Genomic DNA, 25,940 nt, shown 5'->3' with positions numbered 1-25,940 from the left:
CTTTCCGTATGACCTGTAACTCGCGATGAATTTCGGTAACCTGAATGGGAATCGAAAGGAAGTCCACGAAGTGAAGGCAACTAAGTCTACAAGAATGTGGCAATGCGGGGAGAAACCCGTAGTTATAGCTCATCGTGGGGGAGGAAACGAAGCCCCCGAAAACTCTTTGGCAGCCTTTGCCAATATGGATTCGAAACATTTTCGTTTTATTGAAACCGATTCGCACGCAACCTCTGATGGGGTCGTGATTTTGATACACGATCCGGATCTAAGAAGGACAACCGATTCTCGTGGGAGGATATCCAAGTTCACTTGGGAGGAAATCCTAAAAGTAGCAGATGAATCTGGGAATCATCCGGTCCGTTTAGATGATGCATTAAATGGTTTCCCGAACTTGATTTTTAATGTGGACGCAAAATCTCAACACGTCGTGCGTCATTTGATAAAGACTATTAAGCGTTGCGACGCTATTGATCAAATATCGCTTTCTTCTTTTAATGAAACGAGATTGAAATATCTGCGTCGCAAACTTCCAGGTGTTCATACGTCCTTAGGAAAAGGCGCAATTGCCGTTTTGGTTATTGCTGCCATGTTACCGCCAAAGATGGGGAGGAAGCTTGCTCGTACGGTGCCTGGAGTTAGGCACGGAGTTGAGGCGATTCAAGTGCCGCTTCTACACGGTGGAATTCCAGTTTTGACGCCACGACTCATCGAATTGTGTCACGAACGCGGTCAGGCAGTCCACGCCTGGACCATCAATGACCCCGACGTTATGCGTACACTGATTGAACAGGGCATTGATGCACTCATTACCGATGAGCCAACTCTTGCTCAGAAGGTAATTGATGAAGAATGGACCAAACTAGGAAAAATTCGCAAGGAGGAGAAATGACGCTATACCCTAAAAAGGTGCTCCTGACCGAAGAGTACTTTGCCGAATTTATGCCAGCAGCCACGGAAGAAATTGGGGATATCGAATTTCGGTTTGTTCCTTCGGACCAGCTCAGCGATGAGGATTTGAATTGGGCTGATTCGTGGTTAGGTTTCCAGTTTCCAGTCAAGCCAAGCGAAACATCAATCAGGTGGTATCACTCGGCAACTGATGGAATTGATCGTATGCATTGGCTATACGACGATTTGCGTGAAACTGGATCGGTTCTTACGAACACAGTTGCATCAATGCCGCATCGTATGGCGGAGTTTGTGGTTGCCGGCGTACTTGGAATCGTTCGTGAATTTCCTCAATATCGGGAACTTCAACGGAGGGCGGAGTGGAAGCGTCTAGGTAACAGTACCGCTATAAATATGAATGTAGTCGTGATCGGTACTGGTCATATTGGAAGTGAAGTTGCACGTTTGCTTCGCCCGTTTGTGGCACGAGTCGATGGGCTATCTAGATCAGGACGCGCCAAGCCAGCGTTTGACGAGGTACGTGCCCTTGATAGTCGTGGCAATTTACTTAGCCAGGCGGACGTCGTCGTTGCCGTGCTCCCGCATACTCCTGAGTCCAAAAACATTGTAAATGAACAGATCTTTGGTGAGCTCAACGATGCAATTTTTGTGAATATTGGTCGAGGAACAACTGTTGACGACGTCGCCCTACGTCATGCCCTTGAAGAAGGGCATCTTACCCATGCACTTCTTGACGTCTTTGACCACGAGCCATTGAGTTCTGACGATTGGCATTGGATGAATCCGAAAGTCACGGTAATGCCTCATATCTCTGGACTTACTAGGAATGATGATATCGTCGCAGATTTTATGGCCAATTTAACCGCGTTGCGCAATGGGGAAGTTCCGCCAAATCGAATTGATTTGGATAGCTGGTACTAAGACTTATCGTTATTTTAGGGTTGGACTATTTCTTAATAAATATGATTCTGGTTGCCACTTTATTCGTATTGAAAAATTCCAGCGAATTTACATAAAACGTTGCGTGTGTAGCAACCAAAAAGAAAGAACGAAAAGGCTGGGGAAAAGTAGAAGTACTTTTCCCCAGCCTTTAGCTGTGCCCCGAACAGGATTCGAACCTGCGACCTTTCGCTCCGGAGGCGAACGCTCTATCCCCTGAGCTATCGGGGCAACGATAAATGAGTATATCAGCTTCCTCAATCATTCCACGAATGAACTGATGTAACTGTTGGATCGTACACACTAGCTAATTTCACTGATCTCAATGGCTAAGTTCACCGCCAGAAAAATAGGGGATACCTAGGGTATCTCGGTACAATTGAGCTATGACTCCAGAGGAACTTTCTGCATTTATTCGTGCATCATTATCAGAATCGATCGTTGACGGTACTATTTCTCTTAGCGAAGACGACGTACCGACCGAAATCAAGGTGGAGCGGCCACGCTCGCGCGAGCATGGTGACTGGTCTACCAATATCGCAATGCAACTCGCTAAAAAAGCTGGCACAAACCCACGTGCTTTTGCATCGATTCTCGTCGAAAAACTTGAGAATAGTTCCGATATTGCAAAGACGGATATTGCCGGACCGGGGTTCATCAACATTACTTTGAATGTGGCAGCCGCCGGTGAGCTAGCTCGTTCAATCCTTGATGCTGGTACCGAATATGGGCGTAATACTGCGGGCCGTGGCGAAACCGTTAACCTTGAATTTGTCTCTGCTAATCCAACCGGTCCGATCCACGTTGGGGGAGCTCGCTGGGCGGCAGTTGGTGATTCCCTCGCACGTATTTTGGAAGCTACCGGCGTTAATGTGGTACGCGAATACTACTTCAATGATCATGGCGCTCAGATCGATCGTTTCTCGAAGTCACTCTTGGCGCGCGCCAAGGGACAAGAAGCTCCAGAAGATGGCTATGGCGGACAATACATTGCAGATATCGCCAACGAAGTTATGGGAGCTCACCCAGAAGTAAACATCTCTGAGCTTTCAGATACGGAAGCACAAGAGTTTTTCCGTGAAAATGGTGTGAACCTCATGTTCGCGGAAATTAAGAAAGAACTCGATGATTTCCGCGTTCACTTCGATGTGTTCTTCCACGAAGATACCCTCCACAAGTCTGGCGCAGTTTCCCAAGCGATCGAAACCTTGCGCTCTAAGGGAGTCATCTTCGAGCAGGATGGTGCGACTTGGGTTCGCACAACCGATTTTGGTGACGATAAGGACCGAGTCATCATCAAATCTGACGGTGACGCGGCGTATTTTGCCGGAGATATCGCCTACTATCTAGACAAGCGTAATCGCGGTGCCGATCACGTAATCCTCATGCTTGGTGCCGATCATCACGGCTATATCGGTCGTATCTACGCCATGACCCGAGCTTTCGGTGATACCGCTGGCAAGGGTGAAAACCACGAAATCCTGATCGGTCAGCTCGTCAACCTCGTTCGCGACGGCGAACCGGTGCGTATGTCTAAACGTGCAGGTACGATCGTCGTCCTTGGAGATCTTGTGGATGCAGCTGGTGTCGATGCAGCTCGCTACTCGCTGGTTCGTGCGGCAATGGATACCACTTTGGAAATCGACCTTGGATTGATCTCTTCGCGCACCAACGAGAACCCTGTTTATTACGTGCAATACGCTCATGCCCGCACAAAGTCCGTTGATCGAAACGCTGCTGAGCACGGCGTCACTCGCGATGTCTTTGACCCGAGCCTGCTTGATTCCGAAGCGGATGGTGAGCTCTTGGCTACTTTGGCGAAGTATCCAGAAATCGTCTCCCAAGCTGCTCAGTTACGCGAACCGCACCGCGTCGCACGTTATGTTGAAGATCTTGCAAGCGCCTATCATGCTTGGTACGGAAAATCTCGAGTTACTCCGCGAGCCGATGAAAAAGTCACGGCTACCCATCAGGCGCGACTTTGGCTTAACGATGCTGCCGGGCAAGTCTTGGCAAATGGACTCGGCCTGCTTGGAGTGAGCGCACCCGATAAGATGTAGCGCAAACTCTGGTGTAGTGCCAAACTCCGAAAGGACCGTTATGAATTTGGAACAGCTTGAAGCGCCGATCCCTGATGGAGCCCCTCATGGAGTTTGGTCGATAAACACCGACCGCCTTAGCGACGGCGAATTTGCCGTCGCCGGCGTCAGGGTGAGTGATATCGCCAAGGAATTTCCAACTCCACGCTATGTATTAGATGCCGACGACGCTCGCTTTCGTGCACGTGCATGGAAAGAGGCGATGGATCACGCTTTCGCGGACCTTGCTGGCGCTCACGTTTACTATGCGGGTAAAGCATTCCTTTCAAAAGCATTTGCTCGGTGGATGTACGAAGAAGGTCTACACATCGACACCGCTTCAGAAGGCGAATTACGTACTGCGCTCGCGGGTGGAGTGCCGGGTGATTTTTGTGGTTTGCATGGGAACAATAAGTCCCGCGCGGAAATTGAACTTGCACTGGAGCAAAACGTTGCGCATATCGTTATTGATTCGCTTGCGGAACTTGAGTTCGTCAACCGCGTTGCTGAAGATCTAAAGAAGATTGCGCCGGTCTACCTTCGACTGACTACTGGGGTGCATGCTGGTGGTCACGAATTTATTGCCACCGCGCACGAAGATCAAAAATTCGGTTTATCAGTTTCCACCAGAGTTTCCCATCAGGCAATTGCACGCGCGGCTGAACTTTCGAATGTTGACCTCATCGGTCTGCACTCACATATCGGTTCACAGATTTCGGCTACTGAGGGATTCGCACAAGCAGCCCAAGTTATCTTTGCAGAGCGAGTTTGGGCTCATGAACAAGGAATTGAGATCTCCGAAATTGACTTAGGCGGCGGATATGGGATTCGCTACACGGCGGACGATGACGTACCGCCAAACCCTCGAGAATTTGCTCGTATTTTGGCAGATGTAGTGCGCAAACACGTTTCTGAAAGCGGATTACCAGCACCGCTTATTTCAATTGAGCCGGGTCGCTCAATTGTTGCGTCTTCCACATTGATGCTCTACACGGTTGGAACCGTCAAAGACGTGGCAATTGATTCGGGTTTGCGTACCTATGTTTCAGTCGACGGTGGAATGTCTGACAACATCCGACCAGCTCTGTACGAAGCTGACTACACCGCCGCCATCGTTTCCCGTGATTCTGATGCCTCGCGTACACGTGCACGTGTGGTCGGAAAGCACTGCGAATCAGGCGATATCGTCGTGCGTAATGTTGCTCTTCCATCAGATGTTAAAGCTGGTGATCTCCTCGCAGTCCCAGCCACTGGTGCGTATGGGCGTGCGATGGCATCCAACTACAATATGTTGCCTCGCCCCGGCGTCGTCGCTGTTGAAAATGGAACGTTAAAAGAGCTTATTCGAAGTGAGACGATCAATGACCTGCTTTCACTTGATCAAGATTAACGATAAAGAGGAGTTCGACGGTGAATAAATCAACCGAAAGCGTAAAAATTGCCCTGTTGGGTTGCGGCACCGTCGGTACGCAGGTAGCACGCCTGCTGACCGAACAACGTGATCTTCTTAGCGCTCGTGCGGGCGCGCCTCTTGAGCTCATCGGAATTGCTGTCAGCAACCTTGAAACCGAGCGTGACGGAGCAATTGATCGCTCTTTGTTAACCAAAGATACCTCGGCGCTTATTTCTAAAGCTGATATTGTTATTGAACTGATCGGTGGAATTGAGCCTCCACGAACACTTGTGCGTGAAGCATTATGTAGTGGTTCAAGTGTTGTTACTGGAAATAAGGCGCTCTTGGCAACTCACGGACCAGAACTTTATGACTTAGCTGAGCAAAATGACGTCGATCTCTATTATGAGGCGGCAGTTGCCGGTGCCGTTCCAGTTGTGTACGGGTTGCGTGAATCCTTGGCAGGAGACAGAGTAAATGCCGTTATGGGAATTATGAATGGAACTACCAACTTCATTCTTGATTCAATGACCACCCAAAATATGGATTTCGACGAAGCGCTACTCCTTGCTCAACAACTTGGATTTGCTGAGGCCGATCCTTCCGCGGACGTTGATGGTTACGACGCCGGCGCCAAAATTGCGATTCTGGCTTCGCTTGCCTTTCATACGCGCGTGAGTTTGGACGACGTCGTTGTGGAAGGAATTAGGGGAGTGACGGCTGACGATATTGCTTCTGCTGAAGCTGCTGGCTATGTCATTAAGTTGATTGCTCGGGCAGAGCGTCACTTTGATTCGCGGGGCGAAGACGGTATTGAAATGTCGGTGAGTCCAACCCTTGTTTCTAAGGATCATCCTTTGGCTTCGGTTCACGGGTCTTTCAACGCGGTCTTGGTTGAGGCGCAGTCCGCTGATCGCTTGATGTTTTTTGGTCGCGGTGCAGGTGGTGCTCCGACGGCATCTGCTGTGCTTTCCGACGTTGTTGCGGCAGCCGCGAAACGTGTTATTGGCGGTCATGCCCCTCGCGAGGTGCTTTATGGTGATGTTCCAGTGCTACCGCGTTCAGAATCCATGTCGAGCTTCTTCATAAAGCTGGAAGTTATCGATACCGTTGGTGTTCTAGCCACTCTCACTAAGCGATTCGCTGATGCTGGGGTATCAATGGCATCGGTAATGCAAAATAAATCTGGACACATTGGGGATAATCACTCCCTTGCTACCACGCAAATTACGATTATTACGCACCAGGTGCGTCAATCATCTATTGATTGTGTTATTGAAGAACTGCAAAATTCCGACGACGTTGTGGAAGTTTTGAGTGTTTTGAAAGTGGAGGAAAACTAATGGCACATCAGTGGTCCGGATTAATTAACGAATACCGCGAACGGCTTCCGTTTAGTGATAACGATCCCGTTGTAACACTGCACGAAGGTGGAACTCCGCTCGTCTACGCTAGGGCTTTGAGTGAACTTGTACATGCCGACGTTTATGTCAAGGTCGAAGGTGCGAATCCAACCGGTTCATTCAAAGACCGTGGAATGACGACGGCGATTTCCCAAGTTAAACAGACGAATACGCAGATCGTTGCATGTGCTTCGACGGGAAACACCTCCGCATCGGCAGCGGCTTACGCCGTTGCTGCTGGTTTAGAGTGTGCAGTTGTCCTTCCCGCTGGGAAAATTGCAGCTGGCAAACTGGCACAAGCTATTGTGCACGGGGCTAAGTTAGTTGCGGTGGATGGAAATTTTGATGACTGTCTCAACATTGTTCGTGAGTTAACTTCTAGTTATCCTGTTGCCTTGGTCAACTCGGTCAATCCCTATCGTCTCCAAGGTCAAAAAACTGCAGCCTTTGAGGTTGTTGATGCGCTCGGAGATGCTCCTGATATCCATGTACTTCCGGTGGGTAATGCTGGAAATATTTCCGCCTATTGGATGGGATACAACGAATACGCTGGAAAAACTACTGCCGCTTCTATCGATGATAGCGCGTGTTCGCCTTCGCCAGTTTCCACCAAAGTTCCGCAAATGTGGGGAATCCAAGCTTGGGGAGCTGCTCCGTTTGTGCTTGGACACCCAGTTGCTGAACCTGAAACGGTGGCGACGGCGATCCGAATCGGCAATCCGGCTTCGTGGGACTACGCCCAAGCTGCTCAATCCGATTCCAATGGTTGGATTGACCGTGTAACAGACGAAGAGATCCTCTCTGCTCAAGCACTTTTGGCTGCTCAGGTTGGCATCTTCGTTGAGCCTGCGTCGGCGGCATCAATCGCGGGATTGATCAAGGCTGCAAATGAAGGCAAGGTTCCAGAAGGGAAGACCATTGTTTGTACTGTTACCGGCAACGGTTTGAAAGACACCGCAACTGCCCTTGGTAATGCACCTGTTGACTTTGAACCTATCGCGCCTACGGTTGATGCGGCTGTGAATGCACTAGGATTGTGACGGGTGTGGCATCTACGGTGTTGCGCCAGCTCTGTTGCATTAACTTTCCAAAAATGTGAAAGGTCGATATCTCCATGCGTTTGATTAATAACCATGCGCGCGTTCGTGTTCCAGCTACGTCGGGAAATCTAGGCCCTGGATTTGACTCAATGGGTATCGCCCACGACCTTTGGGATGAAGTTGCCGCCACTCTAACTACGGGCACTTCGCGCGTAGTTATCCTAGGCGAGGGGTCACAAACGCTTCCACGCGATGAAAACCACCTTATTATTCAGACCATGAAGAACACAATGGAGTGGCTGGGAGTTCCTGGCGGAGGCATCGAACTTGTGTGCCGAAATAAGATTCCTCAAGGACGTGGCTTAGGATCCTCAGCTGCCGCAGTTGTGGCTGCGCTGATGTTGGTTAAAGGTCTAGTTGACCGTCCAGAAGCGCTTGATGAAGTAACTATGTTGCGCCTTGCAACTCGTTTCGAAGGTCATCCAGACAACGCTGCACCTGCTATTTATGGAGGAGCAACGCTGTCATGGAACGCTGGAGAAGAACTACGGACCACTAAATTAGGAATCCGCCCAGATGTGCACACGTCATTATTGATCCCAAACGAAATTTTGGCAACGTCTGAGGCACGATCTGTTTTGCCAAGTGCGGTTCCACATGGAGACGCTTCCTTTAATGCCTCACGAACGGCCTTGCTTGTTCACGCTTTGGAGCATCGTCCTGAGCTTCTCTTCGATGCAACTGAGGATAAATTGCATCAAGATTATCGGGCCGATTCCATGCCTCGGAGTGCGGCAATGCTTAAAGCTCTGCGAAACGCTGGTTGGCCGGCCGTGATTTCCGGGGCGGGTCCGACGATCTTAGTTTTTGCAAAAATCGATCAAAATATGGCAAGAATCGTTGGTGAACAGGGATTTCACGTAGTAAATTCAAAACAAGTACACGGTGCTTACCTTGTAGACGAATCCGAATAGGGTAGAGGTACAACACAATCGAAACTCCAGAGTTTCATAAGTGAAATGGTAGCGTGTAGTATAAACACCAGACAGCAGTTGTTTGGTTCTACCAATCGATCATATGTTGCGCTACTTATCTCTATTTAGCGGCTCAACTTTTGGCATTGCGTGTGTAGTATGCGTGCTTCATTTTTCTGTCTACTCGTATTTTCCTCGTGATATTTCCGAGGCTCAGTATCAAACGAACAACGTACCAAATGTGGTACCCGGGGAAGGAACCTCGTGAGCGAAACCTCCACCAAGTCCAGCGGTTCACTGGCAACTAAGCTTCTGCCTGAATTGAAGCAAATTGCGGCATCTATGGGAATCAAGATGGCGCCGAAATCACGCAAAGCAGACTACATTGCTGCTATTTCCCAAGCGCGTTCGACTCAAAGTCAAGAACGCCCAGCGAAAATTGAGAAGTCTTCCAAGCAGGTGGGTAGCTCTGCAAAGAAAAATGAACATTCGGCGTCGACTCCTGTGGAAGGAACCGAAAACATCGTTGCCGACCTGCCTAAGCGTAGCCGTAATCGCAACCGTCAAAACGATCGGGAAGCCACGCAGGTACGCCGAAATCGCAACCACGGTGAAGCCGAAGAGCTTTCCGCAGAGGAAAAAGAGGCGGCCTTAGCAGCATTGGGAGAAGCTGCGGAGCGTCGTGCTGCTGAACAGCAACGCGATACCGAGGGTGACGACGATAACCCACGTAGCCGTAATCGCAATCGCCGCGAACGTAATCGCAACAACCGTCGCGAAAATAATCGAAATCGCAATCGCCGCGATGGCGCGGTTAACAATTCGCGTAGCGACGCCAATGACGTTGAAGACGAAGTCAGTGATGAAGAAGTGCTGATCCCGGTTGCTGGAATTCTGGATGTTTCCGGCACCAACTCCTACCTTCGTACTGGTGGATACCTCCCTGGGAAGAACGACGCTTATGTATCGCAGCAGATTATTAAGAAGTATGGTCTGCGCAGGGGAGATGCCGTTGCAGGTGCAGTTCGTTCGGTAACCGAAGGCAACCCTCGCCGTGGTCAGCGCCTACACAAGTACAATCCGCTGGTCGAAGTCACCGCAATTAATGGTCTATCGCCAGAAGATAGCGCAAAACGGCCCGAGTTTAACAAGCTTACTCCGCTCTACCCGCAAGATATGTTGCGCATGGAGACCACCCAGAACGCTTTGACCACGCGAATCGTTGATTTGGTAGCTCCAATTGGTAAGGGACAGCGTGGTTTGATCGTTTCCCCGCCAAAAGCGGGCAAGACGGTAGTTATGCAGCAGCTAGCAATGGCAATCGCAAAGAATGATCCAAATGTGCATCTAATGGTTGTTCTCGTTGACGAGCGTCCTGAAGAAGTTACCGATATGCAGCGACTCGTCAAGGGAGAAGTTATCGCTTCGACCTTTGATCGCCCAGCATCAGATCATACTATCGTGGCAGAACTTGCAGTTGAGCGTGCGAAGCGCTTGGTTGAACTTGGTCAAGACGTCGTTATCTTGCTTGATTCCCTCACTCGTCTCTCACGTGCGTACAACCTGGCAGCTCCGGCTTCTGGGCGTATCCTGTCCGGCGGTGTTGACGCTGCTGCTCTCTACCCGCCAAAGAAGTTCTTTGGTGCTGCTCGTAACATTGAAAACGGTGGCTCGTTAACGATTATCGCGTCTGCTCTGGTTGAAACCGGATCGAAGATGGATGAAGTGATCTTCGAAGAATTCAAGGGTACCGGCAATATGGAACTGCGGCTTTCCCGCCAGTTGGCAGATCGTCGTATCTTCCCAGCTGTGGACGTCAATGCATCGGGTACTCGCCGCGAAGAGCAGTTGTTCTCCAACGAAGAGCTCCAAATCGTATGGCACCTGCGTCGCGCGCTCGGAACCCTTGACGTGCAAGAAGCTTCCGATTACTTGCTCAACCGCCTCCGCAAGACGGAATCCAACAAGGAATTCTTGGTTTCTATCGTTCGAGGTATGCAGAATAATGCCGACTGAGCACTTGCTCACGTCTATGGCATTGTTCGCTGAAAAGTGATTAAATATAGCGTCGGCTTCTGGTTCACCACCTCGCTGCTTCGGCAATCTTAGCCCTGTTCGTATAGGGAAAGTGCGTTGTGGACCCAGGGCGTTAAACGATCCAAGGAGTAAAAATGAAGCAGGGAATCCACCCTACATACGAAACGATTAGCGTTACCTGCACCTGCGGTAACGAATTCGAAACCCGCTCTACCATTGGTGGAGAAGAGTTGCGCGTCGATGTATGCTCGGCATGCCACCCGTTCTACACCGGTAAGCAGAAGATTCTGGACACCGGTGGACGCGTTGCACGCTTCGAGGCTCGCTTCGGTAAGCGCACCAAGTAGCAAGTCTTTCGAACGCCGGTACTGTATGAGTACCGGCGTTCGGTCTATTTATGGGCAAAATACGCTCGGATTTTGCCTAATTTTACTAATGAACACAACAAGGGATGAGACAGTAATAATGGAGAAATTTCCGGCAGCGGTAGCGATGGTCGCGGAGCATAAGGACATCGAAATGCAGATGTCTTCTCCAGAGGTGCTGGCGAATCCAGATAAGTTGCGTTCCTTAGGAAGGCGTTATGCTGAACTAGGTCGAGTTGTTGGGCGATACCAGAAATGGGAGCAAGCTCAACGTGATCTCGATGAAACCCGCGAAATCGTTGAGATGGGTGGGGAAGACGGTGAACTTTTTGCTTCTGAGATCCCACGTCTCGAAGAAATAGCAACTTCCGCGGCAAGCGATTTGCGCGACGCCTTAATTCCTCGTGATCCTGATGATTTGCGAGATGCTATTTTGGAGGTTAAAGCAGGAGAAGGTGGCGAAGAATCCGCGCTCTTTGCGGGTGATCTTCTTCGGATGTATCAGCGTTATGCAGAATCAATGGGCTGGGCTACCCAAATCCTCTCTGCTACAACTACTGATCTCGGTGGATATAAAGATGTCCAGATGGCTGTTAAAGCAAAATCTGTTCCAGAAGACCCTGCTGAGGGTGTATGGGCTCACCTCAAGTTCGAAGCGGGTGTTCACCGTGTCCAACGTGTTCCGGTGACCGAAACACAGGGACGAATTCACACCTCAGCAGCCGGAGTTCTTGTTTTTGCTGAAGTGGATGATCCCGGCGAAATTGAGATCAACGATAACGATCTGCGAATTGACGTTTTCCGTTCGTCAGGACCAGGTGGGCAGTCCGTTAACACCACGGATTCTGCCGTACGTATTACCCACCTTCCGACTGGCATCACGGTTTCGATGCAAGACGAAAAATCTCAGATCAAGAACCGTGAATCTGCAATGCGCGTCTTACGTGCGCGACTTCGTCAAAAGCAACTAGATGAACAAGCAGCAGCTGAAGCAGACGCTCGTCGTTCTCAGGTACGTACTGTTGACCGTTCGGAGCGTGTGCGTACCTACAACTTCCCTGAAAACCGTATCTCCGATCACCGCACCGGATACAAGGCACATAATCTTGACGCTGTGCTTAACGGTGATCTGGAATCCGTGATTAATTCTCTTAGGGAAATGGATGAATCTGAGCGCCTACAAAACGCCACAGAACAGTGATCTGGAACGATATCTATAAGAACAGCGTTGACCTGTTGATGCAGGCGGGCGTTGCTAGTGCTACCCATGATGCTAAAGAACTAGCGGAATACAGCTTTGGTCGCGTTCCATTTGCGTCAGAAACGCCCGATTCTGATCAGCTAGCCATGTACGATGACGCCATTGAGCGTCGCGCACAACGAGTTCCACTTCAACACATCATTGGTAAAATGTGGTTCCGGTTCCTAGAACTCGAATCGCGACCTGGCGTCTTCATCACCCGACCGGAAACCGAATTAGTTGCGCAGGCGGCGATAGACGAATTGCAAAAACTTATTCAAAGCGGGGTTGAGCATCCGCGGGTGGTTGATCTATGCGCCGGCTCGGGAGCCATCGCGATTGCAATTGCTACTGAAGTTCCGCACGCCGATGTGAGCGCAGTGGAACTCAGCAAAACCGCATTTGCTTCGATCGAGCAGAACAACAAACGATATGGTGGCAGGGTTAGGCTCGTTCACGGAAACGCACTCGACTTCAACGATCCTGCTGGAACTGGGTACGACGTCGTCGTCTCTAATCCTCCCTACGTACCTGCAACTCACAAACTTTCGGAAGAAGTACTGGCAGACCCTTCAATGGCCCTGTTTGGGGGTGGGGAAGATGGCCTCGAATTTCCCGAAAAACTCATTGACCATGTTGCCACCCTAGTGAAAACAGACGGCTTATTCATTATGGAGCATGCCGACGAGCAGGGAAAAGTATTGCGTGACTATGCGAGCCATTTCTTCCGTAAATGTGGAACCGGTCAAGATTATAACGGTTCCGATCGGTGGCTCTGGGCTCGAAAATAGATGGATCGGGGTAATGAGCTTGCTCTTCTCGGGTAAGAAGGTGAATGACCTCAAAAAGGCACCGATAGGTGGGTTAATCTGTAACAAATTCTAGGTAGAATGATGGTGAAAAGTATGCGGAGGCAAAATGGAAATCTATGACTGTTCGCAGGCCCAATCTCTTTCCGAAGGAATTATTCGAGCCGACGAAGCTTTACAGGCGGGCGCCGTCGTCTGCCTTCCCACCGATACGGTTTATGGGATCGGTGCTGATCCATTTAACGCTGATGCTATCACGGCTCTGTTAAATGCCAAGTCGCGTACTCGGCAGATGCCTCCTCCAGTCTTGGTCCATGACGCCGAACAGGCTCGTTCGCTTGCCTCTTGGGTACCGGACGAAGCTGTTGCACTCATGAAAGTATTTTGGCCAGGTGCGTTGACGATCATTTTGCCAGCGAAGGAAAACCTTGGTTGGGATTTGGGTGAAACCCATGGCACCGTCGCATTGCGCATGCCGGATAATCCAGTTGCGTTGAAACTTTTGGAGAAAACCGGTCCGCTTGCAGTGACTAGTGCGAATAAGACGGGAAATCCTCCTGCAAACACCATTTCACAGGCGATTGAGCAACTTGGGGAAGCTGTGAGCACGTATTTAGACGGCGGTTGTACAGGCGGAGGCACACCGTCAACCATCGTGAAATTCGTACTTGAGAGTCCACGCCAACCACAATTAATTCGATTGGGTGCGCTCTCAATTGAACAGCTTGAATCCGCAACTGACGTGCAGGTGTTGCCGTGAGGGTCTACCTGCTCATAATGGTTTTGTCTGCAGCGGTGACTTACCTTTTGGTGCCCCTAGTGCTCCATATTGCTCTAACAACCGGTGCAATCACCAAGATTCGTGGACGCGACGTGCACGAAGTTCCTATTGCGCGCCTCGGTGGAGTGGCAATGTACTTGGGACTGGTTGTTTCTTTCCTCCTTGCAGCACAAATTCCGTATCTTCGTTCGGCATTTAGCGCTAACTCGGGTGCCTGGGGAATTTTACTTGGCGCCGGAACTATGTGCTTTATCGGCGTCATTGACGACATCTGGGAATTGCGATGGTATGCGAAGCTGGCTGGTGAAATCTTGGCAGCCGGCGCTATGGCATGGTTTGGCGTGCAATTGATTTCGGTGCCTTTCCTAGGTCTAACTGTTGGCTCTCAGCGTCTAACCTTATTTGCCACAATCATCGTAGTGGTAATGGTGTCTAACGCGGTGAACTTTATTGATGGGCTTGACGGTTTGGCAGCCGGCGTGGTTGGCATCGCAGCACTTGCCTTCTTCGGTTATGCCTACTTCCTGACTCGTGCGTCTTCACCAGGTGACTATACTTCGGTGGCTACCGCCGTCGTCGCAGGTCTAGTCGGGATCTGTATCGGATTCCTGCCCCATAATTTCCATCAAGCTCGCATTTTCATGGGGGACTCAGGTGCACTGATGCTAGGTGCGGTGATTGCCGGTGCGAGTATCTTGGTCACCGGGCAAATTGATCCGATGCACGTAAACAGCCGAACTGCTGTACCCGCCTATATGCCAATCTTGGTTCCTGCACTGATTTTGGTCATTCCGTTGATCGACATGGTTTGGGCTGTTTTACGGCGCGTTCGTCAAGGAAAGTCACCTTTTGAGGCCGACGCCGGGCATCTCCATCATCGTTTGCTTCGCCGCGGTCATTCCCATCGTGCTGCGGTCCTTGTGCTTTATATGTGGACGGCAGTGGCATCGTTTTCGGCGGTTGCCTACGTCGTTTACCCGTACCCGATTATTTTCCCAGGGATCCTGATAGCGATCGTCGTCGCCGTCGTTATTACCGCTCGTCAACTATCGACGCCGGCGCGGCCGCGTCACGTGCTATCGAGGAGGCTACGCAAACGTGGTGAAGTTTCGTCGTAAGGAACTGGTTCCGGGGCAGCGAAAAAATGCAGACCAAATAATTTCATCGGTGATGAAATGGGATGTTGCAATCTTGTTGACTATCGGGATTGCTGTGGGACTTTTTTCCTATATTTATTCTGGCGGTAGTTCAGGGTTGAGCGCTACGCTAGGGATTTTCGTCGTAGCTTTGTCAAACCTAATTTCGTGGGGTTTTTATCTACGTGCGGGGAAAAAGCAACCCAAATATCAAGGTTTCGTTACCGCTTCGCTCTTCGTCGTGAAGTTGGTTTTGCTAGCAATAGTCATAAGTTATGCGAGATTGTGGGCAATTGTAGACCTCCGTGCGATGCTTGTGGGCTTTGCTGGTGCGCTGATTCTTTCTCTCCTGATTAGCTCAGTTTTGGTGATGAAGCAGCCTGGTCCGGACTTTGAATTTAACTCCGATCCGGTCGAATATTAGGAGTATTAATAGGGGGTAAATGATCTAGGACTAATTTCCGCACGGTCTTGGTTGAAACCTCGAAACTGCGGTAAAGTATTATCGCAAGGTGCTACGTGTGAAATAACGAATTTTCATTCGAAACTCGTTCCCGTGGACGAATCTTCTTTGCACTAACTTTTCAAGATAGGAATGCCTGGATAGTGAACCTGCTATTAAGTCTTGCTACATTGCCGATATTCGCTACTTCGAGCGACGGTGGGTTCGAAGCTCCTACCCTTGATCACGAATTTAATCCAGCACCGTTTCTTTTCGCAGGTACTCCGTTTGAGATTAACCGTATCTTGATGGTACGTCTCATAGCCGTCGCCGTTTTGGTTGTTTTGCTTGTCCTTTATTCAAAGCGAGCCAAGCTGGTTCCGGGTCGTGCGCAGAGTGCAATGGAAAGTCTCCTCGACTTCTCACGGGTGCAAATCGGTCATGAAATTATCGGTGAAGAAGAAGCACGACGCTATCAGCCCTTACTAATGACCATCTTCCTTGGTATTTTATTCATGAATATCACAGGAGTTATCCCTGGCTTGCAGATCGCAGGAACCTCTCTGGTAGGAATGCCATTGATTTTCGCGCTCGTAGCTTATTTTGCGTTTATTGTGGCCGGTATCAGAACTCAAGGGTTAGCATTCTTCAAGCACCAACTTATGCCCGCAGGTGTACCAAAACCACTGTATGTGTTGATGATTCCGCTTGAATTTCTTTCAACGTTCATCCTTCGTCCAATCACCCTAACGATCCGACTTTTAGCAAACATGATGGCTGGGCACTTCCTCCTAGTCCTCTGCTTTTTGGGAACCCACTTCTTCTACTTCGAGTTCTCAAGCGTAATGGGAATTGGATTCGGTACTCTCACACTTCTCGGAGGAATTATTTTCGTAATCTTCGAGCTTTTTGTTGGCGCGCTTCAGGCGTACATCTTCGCGATGCTTGCAGCAGCCTACATTTCATTATCGATCTCAGAACACTGAGAATCTCAATAGAAAAGGAAAAGAACCACATGATTGGTAACATCGCCACCATCGGTTATGGTCTCGCTGCAATTGGTCCAGGAATTGGTGTAGGCCTTATTGGCGCCAAGAACCAGGAAGCAACTGCTCGTCAGCCTGAGTTGAAGGGCTTCCTTCGCGTTAACATGTTCCTCTCCATTGCATTTGCTGAGGCACTCGGTCTTATCGGATTTGCGGCCGGCTTCATCTTCGCTGCGTGATCACTATGGTAAATTCGACGATTCTCGCATCGGGTAGTGGCGGACACGGTTCTTTTTCGGTTGTTGTTCCCGCCCTTCCTGACCTTATTTGGGGAACGTTGGCCTTTGTTGTTGTTGCACTAGCCGTTTATAAGTTTGCATGGCCGTCGTTCTCGGCAATGTTAGACGAGCGTTCTGAGAAGATTGAAAAAGGTCTTCAAGCAGCGGAAATCGCACGTAAAGAGATCGCTGAGGAACGTCAAGATCTGCAAGACGAAGTCGTTCAGGCTCATCGCGATGCCGCTGAAATTCGTGAAAAGGCACAAGAGAACGCCAAGTTGATTGTTGTTGACGCTCAGGTCAAGGCGAAGGACGAAGCGGCAGCAATCGTTGATACCGCTAAACAACGTATTTCGGCTGATACTGAAGCTGCTTCACGGGCTCTTCGCTCCGACGTCGGTGCACTCGCAACTGAACTTGCTGGACGAATCATTGGTGAATCCGTTACCGATTCGGAACTCGCTTCGCGTGTTATCGATCGTTTCCTAGATGAACTAGAAACATCGATGGTGAAGTCAGAACCAGCTGCGGCGCAGGAGGTCTGATGCGTTCGAGAAGTGAAGCTGCATTGACTCGAGTTGCTAGTACGTGGGAAGCCCTTCTCCATGACGGGCAAGGAAATCCTATCGAAATGGGCTGGGAAGTGTTCTCGGTTGCTGACGTGGTGCGAAGCAACTCCGCTGTTCTATCTGCACTCGAAGATGCTTCTCGCGACATAGATGATCGACTCAACCTAGTAAACGATATTTTCGCTAAGAAGATTTCGGCTCAGGTGCTTGAGCTTCTCCACGGACTGGTGCGCGAGCGCTGGGCTGAAAAAGGAGATTTACTCAAGGCACTCGAAAATCTTGGTGTTCAGACGATTCTGATCGGCGCAGAAAAAGAAGGTTTGTTAAGCAAAACTGAAGAAGAACTTTATCAGTCGCTTCGATTGCTTAAACGTGAGCGCACACTACGTGTGGCGCTTCAGGATTCTACCTACCCGGCGTCGGCGCGAACCGATCTCATGCGCAGAGTATTTGGAAATCTTAATCCATACACTCAAGCGCTGCTGGCTCGTTCCGTTTCAGGGGCCGAGAAGAACACTTTGAGCCGTCTAATCACTGATTACATTGTGATTGCCTCAGAGCGCGGAAAGCACCTTGTTGCTGCGGTAACATCGGCAATCCCATTAACAAGCGAACAAGAAGAACGCCTGCGTTTAATCTTGTCTAATTTTTACAAGAAGGATGTCAAGTTGCATATTGCACTTGACCCAGCAGTTATTGGTGGGTTGCGCATCCATATTGGAGACGACGTTATCGATGGAACTTTGGCCAGCCGTATTGCTGACGTCAAAGCAGTTTTCTCTAAATAACGTTAAATAAATTCTTGCGGTGAAAACCGCTTCGAGCGAAGGAAGATTAATGGCTGAACTTACCATCCAGCCGGATGAGATCCGGGCTGCGTTGGACTCCTTTGTGAGCTCCTATGAGCCACCAAAGGCTGCCAACGAAGAGGTTGGTCATGTAACCCTCACAGCAGATGGCATTGCCCGAGTAGAAGGTCTACCAGGGGCAATGGCGAACGAGCTGTTGAAATTTGAAGACGGAACACTAGGTTTGGCGATGAACCTAGAAGAGCACGAAATTGGTGTTGTTGTTCTTGGCGATTTCTCTCGTATTGAAGAGGGAATGGAAGTTCGACGCACAGGTGAAGTTCTTTCTGTTCCAGTCGGAGAGGGCTACCTAGGGCGCGTTGTTGACCCACTTGGTGAACCAATTGACGGCTTGGGTGAAATTAAGGATATCGACGAGCGTCGTGCACTGGAGCTTCAGGCACCAGGTGTAATGATGCGTAAGTCGGTTCATGAGCCACTTCAGACGGGTATTAAGGCTATTGATGCCATGATCCCGGTTGGGCGTGGGCAGCGCCAGCTAATCATTGGTGACCGTAAGACTGGCAAGACGGCTCTGGCTATTGACACCATTTTGAACCAGAAGGCTAACTGGGAATCCGGTGATCCTAATAAACAGGTTCGGTGCATTTATGTAGCGATTGGTCAAAAAGGTTCCACAATTGCTTCCGTGCGCGCAACGCTCGAGCGTGCAGGAGCATTGGAATATACGACGATCGTGGCATCTCCAGCTTCGGATTCGGCAGGATACAAGTACCTTGCTCCTTACACCGGTTCTGCAATTGGTCAGCATTGGATGTACCAAGGTAAGCACGTCCTCATTATCTTTGATGATCTTTCCAAGCAGGCTGAAGCATACCGAGCGGTTTCGCTTCTGCTTCGTCGTCCACCAGGTCGTGAAGCTTACCCAGGTGACGTTTTCTACTTACATTCTCGTTTGCTGGAGCGTTGTGCAAAGCTTTCAGATGAATACGGTGCAGGATCGATGACTGGTCTTCCAATCATCGAGACCAAGGCGAACGATGTCTCGGCCTACATTCCGACCAACGTCATTTCGATTACCGACGGTCAGATCTTCTTGCAGTCCGATTTGTTCAACTCGAACCAGCGCCCAGCTGTAGATGTTGGCATTTCGGTTTCTCGAGTTGGTGGTGACGCTCAGATTAAGGCGATGAAGAAGGTTGCGGGTACGCTAAAGATTACTTTGGCTCAGTACCGCGCACAGGCAGCATTTGCAATGTTTGCTTCTGACCTTGATGCCGCGACCCAACGCCAGCTCGCTCGTGGCGTACGTTTGATGGAGCTTTTGAAGCAACCTCAGTACACACCATACGCAGTTGAGGACCAAGTGGCTTCCGTTTGGGCTGGTACTAAAGGGTATCTTGACGAAGTTCCCGTTGAGCGCGTTCACGCTTTCGAAGAAGGAATGCTTGACCACCTTCGTCGTAATACATCCGTGCTCACCACGATCGCTGAGACTGGCAAGCTGGAATCGGATACGGAAGATGCGCTACGCGTAGCCGTTGAAGAATTCCAGCAGTCGTTCCTCGCAACCGTTGATACGGAAATGCAAGCTGGATCCGACGTAGATGTTGAGAAATCTCAAGAACAGATCGTTCGTGCGAAGCGAGGGTAATCGTGGCCGGTACACAGCGTATTTATAAACAAAAGATCAAGGCTACAGCCACACTCGAAAAAGTCTTCCGTGCGATGGAGCTCATTGCGGCTTCTCGAATTGGCAAGGCTCGAGACCGTGCGCTCGGTCAAGATCCATATACGCGTGCTCTGACGAAATCGATTGCGACGGTTGCGGCACATGCACATGCGGATCATCCGCTGGTGTCCAAGCGAACTGATACGAACCGAGTCATGGTTTTCGTTGTTACGTCAGATCGAGGCATGGCAGGGGCGTATTCCTCCTCTGTGCTTCGTGAAGCGGACAACCTCATGGCTGAGCTTCGCACTGAAGGCAAGGAACCTATTCTGTTTGTGTCTGGACGTCGTGGTGAATCCTATTACCGCTTCAGGGGAGTGCCGGTCATTAAATCTTGGACCGGTGAATCGGATAAACCGAGCGATGAGGTTTCATCAGAAATCGCGCAAACATTCTTGGACTTGTTCCTCGCTTCGGCTGATGAAGGCGGGGTAAGCGAGCTTCACTTAGTATCTACCCAGTTCGTTTCGATGGTTTCCCAGGTGGTTCAGATTCGACGCATGCTTCCACTCGAAGTTGTGGATGCCGACGACGATACCGTCAAAGACGAGACAATTCCATTGTATGAGTTTGAGCCTTCCGCCCAGGAAGTCTTTGATGGATTGTTGCCAATGTATGTAGCTCAACGAATCCATTCAGTGATGCTTATGTCCGCGGCAGCAGAACTTGCGGCTCGTCAGCAGGCAATGCACTCCGCAACGGATAACGCTAAAGAACTCATCGAGAAGTACACCCGACTTGCTAACAACGCACGTCAAGCAGAAATTACAACAGAAATTACTGAGATTATTTCTGGCGCTGATGCGCTAGGTAAGTAGTCCCGTCAATCTAGCCCGGTTGCCGGGAAATACAAAGGAAGAAACAATGACCGCCGTAGAAGAAACACAGAAAGTCTCCACCGGGCGTGTGGTGCAGGTTGTTGGTGCTGTTGTGGATATCGAGTTCCCACCAGACGCTTTGCCTGAAATCAACAACGCTCTCACCACTGAAATTGATCTTTCAGGCCAGGGCGAAGCTGAATCTAAGTTCTCGATGACCTTGGAAGTTGCTCAGCACCTCGGAAATAACATCATCCGTGCTATCGCGATGAAGCCGACCGACGGTTTGGTCCGTGGTGCAACTGTTATTGATACTGGACAGCCAATCACCGTTCCTGTTGGTGATGTAACCAAAGGTCACGTATTCAACGTTATTGGTGAGTGCTTGAACCTTGAAGACGGCGAGAAGCTCGAGGTTACCGAGTGCTGGCCAATTCACCGCAAGGCTCCTCACTTCGACGAACTCGAACCAGAAACTAAGATGTTCGAAACCGGAATCAAGGTTATCGATCTTCTCACCCCATATGTCCAGGGTGGAAAGATTGGTCTATTCGGTGGTGCAGGTGTTGGCAAAACCGTTCTGATTCAAGAAATGATTCAGCGCGTTGCCCAGGATCACGGTGGCGTTTCCGTATTTGCTGGTGTTGGAGAACGCACTCGCGAAGGTAACGATCTTATCCGGGAAATGGAAGACGCCGGAGTTCTAGAAAAGACCGCGCTAGTCTTTGGTCAGATGGACGAACCACCAGGGGTTCGTCTGCGTATCGCACTATCTGGTTTGACCATGGCGGAATACTTCCGCGATGTGCAGAACCAAGACGTTCTGCTGTTTATTGATAATATCTTCCGCTTTACCCAGGCGGGTTCTGAGGTTTCGACACTGCTAGGTCGTATGCCTTCGGCTGTCGGTTACCAACCGACCCTCGCAGACGAAATGGGTGCACTCCAGGAACGAATCACCTCGACCCGTGGTCATTCCATTACTTCGCTTCAAGCAATTTACGTGCCAGCCGACGATTACACCGATCCGGCTCCAGCAACGACTTTTGCTCACTTGGATGCAACCACTGAGCTTTCACGTGATATTGCTTCGCGTGGTCTATACCCTGCTGTGGATCCGTTGGCTTCGTCGTCGCGAATCCTTGACCCACAGTACGTCGGTAAGGATCACTACGAGACCGCAACCCGCGTCAAACAGATTCTCCAGAAGAATAAAGAACTTCAAGATATTATCTCGATCCTTGGTGTAGATGAACTTTCTGAAGAGGACAAGGTCACGGTTGCACGCGCTCGTCGTATCGAACAGTACCTGTCTCAGAACACCTACACCGCAGTGAAGTTCACCGGTGTTGAAGGTTCAACTGTGCCAATCGCAGAAACAGTTGAAGCGTTCCGGCGCATTTGTGACGGCGAATATGATCATGTTCCTGAGCAGGCATTCTTCAATATCGGTGGTATCGACGATATCGAGAAGGCTTGGCACAAGATTCAGCAGGAAACCCGCTGATGAAGCTTCAAGTAGTAGCAAAGTCTGGAATCCTCTTCGAAGGGGAAGTGACGGATGCTGTTGTTCCAGCGGCGGATGGTGAGCTAGGTATTCTTCCTGGCCACACTCCGTTGCTGGCAATACTGCAACCTGGGAGTGTGCGATTTACACTCTCGTCTGGACAAGAGCAGGAGATCCTCACTAGTCGAGGATTTGTTACTGTTGATTCAGACGAAATCATGGTTGTGGTAGAGTCACAACGCTCATCTGATCGCTAATCTACTTAAAACTGAGGTGACCTTTTCGTGCGAGTAGTTATCGCCGACTGTTCTGTTGATTATTCGGGTCGTTTAGACGCGCACCTTGAACCAGCAACCCGATTACTTATGATCAAGGCTGATGGTTCCGTTTTGATCCATTCTGACGGCGGATCATATAAGCCACTGAACTGGATGAGCGCTCCGTGCAATCTTTCGGTACGGCTTCCTGACGACGATGAAACCCACCAGGGTGTAGTCGAAGTTTGGGATGTTGAACATCGTAAGACGAACGATAGGCTAGTTGTTCGACTTTTTGAAGTGCATTCGGATCACGAGCAGACTTTCGGGGAAGAGCCTGGTCTTGTGAAAGATGGAGTAGAAGCTCACCTTCAAAAATTACTGGCCGAACAGGTTTCGCTCATTGGTGCAGGTACCCGATTGGTGCGTCGCGAATATCCGACGCCGATCGGTCCCGTTGACCTCATGGTTGTTGACTCCCAAGGGTACTACGTTGCAGTGGAAGTCAAGCGGCGTGGAGAAATTGATGGGGTCGAGCAGTTGACGCGATACCTTGAATATCTTGGTCGGGATTCAACTCTTCAACCTCTTCGTGGTGTTTTTGCTGCGCAAGAAATTAAACCTCAGGCTCGTGTCCTGGCTGAAGACCGTGGCATCGAATGCCTCGTACTGGATTATGACTTCATGCGTGGTCTTGATAATCCTGAGGATCGGCTGTTCTGATGCGCTCCTCGCGCAAATACCAGCGGGAGGTTCCCGCGCTGAACACCGAAAGATTGATGGGCTACACTCATCGTGAAATCGGTACAGATGGACTTGAGTACAAAGTACATCAGATTAGAAGCGGGCAGAAAGTGTATCTTTGTCCGGGATGTAATGGCACAATCTCCATCGGTGAATCCCACGTTGTTGCGTGGACCGAAGAAGGCTGGTTTGGTGCCGAAGCTGGGGCTCGGGATCGTAGACATTGGCACTCTGGTTGCTGGAATGCACGAGGGCGACGTCGCTAATTAGCGCTACGCTTCGGTGGTTCTGATGTTTGATTGTACAAAGGTTCGCCGTCGGGAAAATTCGATGAATCTGGGTGGGACAGTGATAAGTTCGAGTCATGGCTAAACTCGCATATAAACGTACTGGAACTGAATCAGATCTCCCGCTTCTATTGCTTCACGCCCTGCCACTTGATTCATCAATGTGGAACAGTGTGCGTGATCAATTGGGTGACATTGATATTTTAACTGTTGATGCGCCTGGATTTGGTGACTCACCTTCGGGTGAGGAATTTGGAGATGGATCACCGTCGATCCCAGCATTTTCTGAAGCAATTAAAGAATTGTTAGATGACCTTGGGATCCGCAAAGTTGCGATCGGTGGGCTATCGATGGGTGGGTCTGTAGCAGCAGATTTTGTAGGCACTTTCCCAGCTTATGTTGCTGGTCTTGCTCTAATGGATACGAACATTACCGCAGATGACGCTGACCGAAAGGCATTCCGTGAAGATGCTGCGCAGAAGGCAGAGGCTGGGCACGGTTATGACACTGTGAAAGATTGGACCACCACGATGCTTGCGAAGGAAACATCTAGCGAGATTCGCGAGGACCTCGATAAGCGATTCCGTGCACTTCCTGATAAGTCATTAGCGTGGATTCAACGAGCGATGGGTGCTCGCTTGGACCGCTTGGATGCTCCCTCATTGGTTGATGGACCAGTTTATTTGATTCGTGGTTCAGAGGATGTCACGTGCTCTTTGGAGTCTTTAATGAATATTGCCTTGCGAGCACAACATCCACGGATTATTGAGATCGACGAAGCCGGTCATTTTACGGCTGATGAAAAACCAACTGAACTGGCAGAAATCCTCAAAGAATTTTACGAAGCTACCACGAACTAGAGTGGCTGGTGACTAGTACGGTGGGGTCGCATGTGTCGTTGCACATGCGACCCCACCAGCAGGATTAAGGCTCGTAGCAATGCGTGGTATCGAAACCGCAAACCTCTGGGAGACCCGTTAGATATTCATTGCTAGAATCCGTATTTAGTTTGATTCGACTTCAGATGCCAAGCCGCTGGGCTCCTCATCGTTTTGTTCGGCGTTCTTGATGATTTCACCGAGTGCAAGCGAGGAGGTGGAGCCACTGAGTAGAGAACGAATATCGTCGAGGTAGGAAGTTAAACTATTGCGCTGATCTTCCAAAGAGCGAATGTGGTCATCAGCAGACTTCCGCATCTGCTGAGTTTCTTCTTCTACCGTTTTACGGATTCGAGCTGCTTCTTCATTTGCGGCATCAAGAATTCGCTTTGCTTCTTCTTCAGCTTCGGAAATAATGGCCAAAGATTTTTGCGAGGAAGTATCGTTCAAATGCGATGCTCGCTGAGTGGCCTCAGCGACGCGTTGCTCGGCTTCGCGAGCTGCGAGTTCTGCTGACTCAAGCATGGTATGAGCTGATTCGCGTAAGCGTGACTCCTGCTCAGCTAGGCGTTCAGCAGATTCTTTAGCTTGAGCTGTGATCGCTTCTTCTGCCTCGGTACGCATCTTCGAAACTTCGTTCTCAACCTGCGCCTTAAGCTCAGAAATCTCAAGCTCTGCCGCCGTCTTCATCGCTGCAGCTTCAGCTTCAGCATTTGCCTTCATCTGTGATGCAAAGGTTTGTGCCTCAGAGCGCATCTGCGTGGTGTCACGTTCTGTCTGTGCACGCAAACGAGCTACCTCGTCTTGAACTTCTGAGCGCAGAAGAGTGGTTTCATGCTCTGCAGCGGAACGGGTATGAGCAGCAGATGCTTCTGATTGTTCTTTCATCCGCTCAGCTTCCCTCTGAGCGGAAGATAACATTTCTTCGCTAGTTTGCTCTGCATTCTCGGTGCGAGTACGAGCGTCGTTCGAAGCAAGATTACGAATATCCATAGCGTCCTTTTGCGCAGAAGCAAGTAGTGCTTGGCTTTCGGTTTCAGCAGCGAGGCGAAGTCCTTCTGCCTTTTTGTGTGCTGAATCAATAATGAATTTCGCGTCTCTGCGAGCTTGAGTCATTACATCAAGAGCTTGTTCTTCAGTTGAGCGAAGGAGTCGCTCAACTCGGCTTCCCAATCCTGCATAAGAAGGGCGGTCGTTTTCCTTCAAGTTTGCCTGCGCTTGGGAAAGTTGCCCAGAAAGTCGCAAAATCTGAGAGTCAAGATTCGCCACGTGGTTGCGGGTTTGGGCAAGATTATCGGTGAGCTGAGCAATCTTTTCGTCTACCTGAGCACGGTCATAACCGCGCATAACGATCGGGAACGAGGGTGTTTCGTCGTTCAAGAGTACCTCCGTGAAATTAAGTTATGCGTCTAGCGTACCCCGAATTTCTCACGAAACGTAAGGAATAAAGCGGACGTAAGTTCGCTAGAATTATCACTAGAAAACAATGATAGGGTAGATCGTTGCCAAATCGTTATAATTAAGTG

Annotated in this window: 26 protein-coding genes and 1 tRNA gene; 25 read left to right on the top strand and 2 right to left on the bottom strand. The window is 49.9% G+C overall.

The window, feature by feature from the left end:
* Positions 1–70 precede the first annotated feature (70 nt).
* Together EIH22_RS07815 and EIH22_RS07810 are read left to right on the top strand one after the other, a co-directional pair.
* Complete coding sequence (locus EIH22_RS07815; protein ID WP_160149056.1) at positions 71–892, top strand: glycerophosphodiester phosphodiesterase family protein; 822 nt, start codon at positions 71–73, stop codon at positions 890–892.
* A complete protein-coding gene (locus EIH22_RS07810; RefSeq protein WP_160149055.1) occupies positions 889–1,833 on the top strand; it encodes a D-2-hydroxyacid dehydrogenase in 945 nt (314 codons plus the stop codon). Before EIH22_RS07815 ends, EIH22_RS07810 begins: the two co-directional genes overlap by 4 nt.
* Positions 1,834–2,009: 176 nt before the next feature.
* Here the strand turns inward: EIH22_RS07810 and EIH22_RS07805 are convergent.
* Positions 2,010–2,082 (bottom strand) — tRNA-Arg (locus EIH22_RS07805).
* Between the two features lie 155 nt (positions 2,083–2,237).
* Here EIH22_RS07805 and argS point away from each other — a divergent pair.
* The 23 genes from argS (at position 2,238) to EIH22_RS07690 (ending at position 24,396) form a co-directional block, all read left to right on the top strand.
* Positions 2,238–3,911, top strand: a complete 1,674-nt coding sequence (argS, locus tag EIH22_RS07800; RefSeq protein ID WP_124055257.1) for an arginine--tRNA ligase — start codon at positions 2,238–2,240, stop codon at positions 3,909–3,911.
* 40 nt (positions 3,912–3,951) lie between these two features.
* Complete coding sequence (gene lysA / locus EIH22_RS07795; protein ID WP_124055256.1) at positions 3,952–5,319, top strand: diaminopimelate decarboxylase; 1,368 nt, start codon at positions 3,952–3,954, stop codon at positions 5,317–5,319.
* Positions 5,320–5,339: 20 nt separating this feature from the next.
* Positions 5,340–6,665, top strand: a complete 1,326-nt coding sequence (locus EIH22_RS07790; RefSeq protein WP_200829221.1) for a homoserine dehydrogenase — start codon at positions 5,340–5,342, stop codon at positions 6,663–6,665.
* Positions 6,665–7,765 (top strand): threonine synthase, encoded by a 1,101-nt coding sequence (gene thrC, locus EIH22_RS07785; protein WP_124055254.1) that lies wholly within the window; start codon positions 6,665–6,667, stop codon positions 7,763–7,765. The genes EIH22_RS07790 and thrC overlap by 1 nt, the downstream gene beginning before the upstream one ends.
* Positions 7,766–7,839: 74 nt before the next feature.
* On the top strand, positions 7,840–8,739 hold the full coding sequence (gene thrB / locus EIH22_RS07780; RefSeq protein WP_124055253.1) for a homoserine kinase: 900 nt from the start codon (positions 7,840–7,842) through the stop codon (positions 8,737–8,739).
* A 264-nt stretch (positions 8,740–9,003) separates the two neighbouring features.
* On the top strand, positions 9,004–10,755 hold the full coding sequence (gene rho, locus EIH22_RS07775; RefSeq protein WP_124055252.1) for a transcription termination factor Rho: 1,752 nt from the start codon (positions 9,004–9,006) through the stop codon (positions 10,753–10,755).
* A 155-nt stretch (positions 10,756–10,910) separates the two neighbouring features.
* Complete coding sequence (gene rpmE / locus EIH22_RS07770; RefSeq protein WP_124055251.1) at positions 10,911–11,123, top strand: 50S ribosomal protein L31; 213 nt, start codon at positions 10,911–10,913, stop codon at positions 11,121–11,123.
* A gap of 118 nt (positions 11,124–11,241) precedes the next feature.
* Positions 11,242–12,342 carry a peptide chain release factor 1 gene (prfA, locus tag EIH22_RS07765; protein ID WP_124055250.1) on the top strand — a complete coding sequence of 367 codons (1,101 nt, stop codon included), beginning with the start codon at positions 11,242–11,244 and terminating at the stop codon, positions 12,340–12,342.
* Positions 12,339–13,172: a peptide chain release factor N(5)-glutamine methyltransferase gene (prmC, locus tag EIH22_RS07760; protein WP_124055249.1), complete on the top strand. Its 834-nt coding sequence runs from the start codon at positions 12,339–12,341 to the stop codon at positions 13,170–13,172. The genes prfA and prmC overlap by 4 nt, the downstream gene beginning before the upstream one ends.
* 127 nt (positions 13,173–13,299) lie before the next feature.
* The gene (locus EIH22_RS07755; protein WP_124055248.1) at positions 13,300–13,950 is read left to right on the top strand and encodes an L-threonylcarbamoyladenylate synthase; all 651 of its coding nucleotides are present in this window, start codon (positions 13,300–13,302) and stop codon (positions 13,948–13,950) included.
* A 35-nt stretch (positions 13,951–13,985) separates the two neighbouring features.
* Positions 13,986–15,089 (top strand): MraY family glycosyltransferase, encoded by a 1,104-nt coding sequence (locus EIH22_RS07750; protein WP_235001830.1) that lies wholly within the window; start codon positions 13,986–13,988, stop codon positions 15,087–15,089.
* Positions 15,073–15,531, top strand: coding sequence for a hypothetical protein (locus tag EIH22_RS07745; RefSeq protein WP_235001829.1), 459 nt, complete (start codon positions 15,073–15,075; stop codon positions 15,529–15,531). Before EIH22_RS07750 ends, EIH22_RS07745 begins: the two co-directional genes overlap by 17 nt.
* Positions 15,532–15,713: 182 nt before the next feature.
* Positions 15,714–16,535, top strand: coding sequence for a F0F1 ATP synthase subunit A (gene atpB / locus EIH22_RS07740; protein WP_124055245.1), 822 nt, complete (start codon positions 15,714–15,716; stop codon positions 16,533–16,535).
* A gap of 29 nt (positions 16,536–16,564) precedes the next feature.
* Positions 16,565–16,774, top strand: coding sequence for an ATP synthase F0 subunit C (gene atpE / locus EIH22_RS07735; protein ID WP_124055244.1), 210 nt, complete (start codon positions 16,565–16,567; stop codon positions 16,772–16,774).
* A 5-nt stretch (positions 16,775–16,779) separates the two neighbouring features.
* Complete coding sequence (gene atpF / locus EIH22_RS07730; RefSeq protein ID WP_124055444.1) at positions 16,780–17,358, top strand: F0F1 ATP synthase subunit B; 579 nt, start codon at positions 16,780–16,782, stop codon at positions 17,356–17,358.
* On the top strand, positions 17,358–18,170 hold the full coding sequence (locus EIH22_RS07725) for a F0F1 ATP synthase subunit delta (protein ID WP_124055243.1): 813 nt from the start codon (positions 17,358–17,360) through the stop codon (positions 18,168–18,170). The genes atpF and EIH22_RS07725 overlap by 1 nt, the downstream gene beginning before the upstream one ends.
* Before the next feature lie 49 nt (positions 18,171–18,219).
* Positions 18,220–19,845, top strand: coding sequence for a F0F1 ATP synthase subunit alpha (atpA, locus tag EIH22_RS07720; protein WP_124055242.1), 1,626 nt, complete (start codon positions 18,220–18,222; stop codon positions 19,843–19,845).
* A 2-nt stretch (positions 19,846–19,847) separates the two neighbouring features.
* A complete protein-coding gene (locus EIH22_RS07715; RefSeq protein WP_124055241.1) occupies positions 19,848–20,741 on the top strand; it encodes a F0F1 ATP synthase subunit gamma in 894 nt (297 codons plus the stop codon).
* Between the two features lie 46 nt (positions 20,742–20,787).
* Entirely contained in the window at positions 20,788–22,248 is a 1,461-nt protein-coding gene (gene atpD / locus EIH22_RS07710) for a F0F1 ATP synthase subunit beta (RefSeq protein ID WP_124055240.1), read from the top strand.
* Positions 22,218–22,505 carry an ATP synthase F1 subunit epsilon gene (gene atpC / locus EIH22_RS07705; RefSeq protein WP_235001828.1) on the top strand — a complete coding sequence of 96 codons (288 nt, stop codon included), beginning with the start codon at positions 22,218–22,220 and terminating at the stop codon, positions 22,503–22,505. The genes atpD and atpC overlap by 31 nt, the downstream gene beginning before the upstream one ends.
* 27 nt (positions 22,506–22,532) lie before the next feature.
* Entirely contained in the window at positions 22,533–23,228 is a 696-nt protein-coding gene (gene nucS, locus EIH22_RS07700; RefSeq protein ID WP_124055238.1) for an endonuclease NucS, read from the top strand.
* 153 nt (positions 23,229–23,381) lie between these two features.
* Complete coding sequence (locus tag EIH22_RS08945) at positions 23,382–23,519, top strand: hypothetical protein (RefSeq protein ID WP_160149054.1); 138 nt, start codon at positions 23,382–23,384, stop codon at positions 23,517–23,519.
* A gap of 94 nt (positions 23,520–23,613) precedes the next feature.
* The gene (locus EIH22_RS07690) at positions 23,614–24,396 is read left to right on the top strand and encodes an alpha/beta fold hydrolase (protein ID WP_124055237.1); all 783 of its coding nucleotides are present in this window, start codon (positions 23,614–23,616) and stop codon (positions 24,394–24,396) included.
* 144 nt (positions 24,397–24,540) lie between these two features.
* Here the strand turns inward: EIH22_RS07690 and EIH22_RS07685 are convergent, their stop codons facing one another.
* Positions 24,541–25,794: a DivIVA domain-containing protein gene (locus EIH22_RS07685; RefSeq protein WP_124055236.1), complete on the bottom strand. Its 1,254-nt coding sequence runs from the start codon at positions 25,792–25,794 to the stop codon at positions 24,541–24,543.
* Between the last annotated feature and the right edge of the window lie 146 nt (positions 25,795–25,940).

The organism is Arcanobacterium ihumii (assembly GCF_900604515.1).
Lineage (GTDB): Bacteria > Actinomycetota > Actinomycetes > Actinomycetales > Actinomycetaceae > Arcanobacterium_A > Arcanobacterium_A ihumii.
This window is presented reverse-complemented; position numbering and strand designations above follow the sequence as displayed.

Bases quoted from the DNA above. Each gene is read 5' to 3' on its own strand.
- lysA (WP_124055256.1), top strand. From the start codon at position 3,952: ATGAATTTGGAACAGCTTGAAGCGCCGATCCCTGATGGAGCCCCTCAT.
- thrC (WP_124055254.1), top strand. From the start codon at position 6,665: ATGGCACATCAGTGGTCCGGATTAATTAACGAATACCGCGAACGGCTT.
- EIH22_RS07810 (WP_160149055.1), top strand. From the start codon at position 889: ATGACGCTATACCCTAAAAAGGTGCTCCTGACCGAAGAGTACTTTGCC.
- EIH22_RS07690 (WP_124055237.1), top strand. From the start codon at position 23,614: ATGGCTAAACTCGCATATAAACGTACTGGAACTGAATCAGATCTCCCG.
- atpF (WP_124055444.1), top strand. From the start codon at position 16,780: ATGGTAAATTCGACGATTCTCGCATCGGGTAGTGGCGGACACGGTTCT.
- argS (WP_124055257.1), top strand. From the start codon at position 2,238: ATGACTCCAGAGGAACTTTCTGCATTTATTCGTGCATCATTATCAGAA.
- thrB (WP_124055253.1), top strand. From the start codon at position 7,840: ATGCGTTTGATTAATAACCATGCGCGCGTTCGTGTTCCAGCTACGTCG.
- atpA (WP_124055242.1), top strand. From the start codon at position 18,220: ATGGCTGAACTTACCATCCAGCCGGATGAGATCCGGGCTGCGTTGGAC.
- EIH22_RS08945 (WP_160149054.1), top strand. From the start codon at position 23,382: ATGGCACAATCTCCATCGGTGAATCCCACGTTGTTGCGTGGACCGAAG.
- atpE (WP_124055244.1), top strand. From the start codon at position 16,565: ATGATTGGTAACATCGCCACCATCGGTTATGGTCTCGCTGCAATTGGT.
- EIH22_RS07725 (WP_124055243.1), top strand. From the start codon at position 17,358: ATGCGTTCGAGAAGTGAAGCTGCATTGACTCGAGTTGCTAGTACGTGG.
- atpD (WP_124055240.1), top strand. From the start codon at position 20,788: ATGACCGCCGTAGAAGAAACACAGAAAGTCTCCACCGGGCGTGTGGTG.
- prfA (WP_124055250.1), top strand. From the start codon at position 11,242: ATGGAGAAATTTCCGGCAGCGGTAGCGATGGTCGCGGAGCATAAGGAC.
- rpmE (WP_124055251.1), top strand. From the start codon at position 10,911: ATGAAGCAGGGAATCCACCCTACATACGAAACGATTAGCGTTACCTGC.
- EIH22_RS07755 (WP_124055248.1), top strand. From the start codon at position 13,300: ATGGAAATCTATGACTGTTCGCAGGCCCAATCTCTTTCCGAAGGAATT.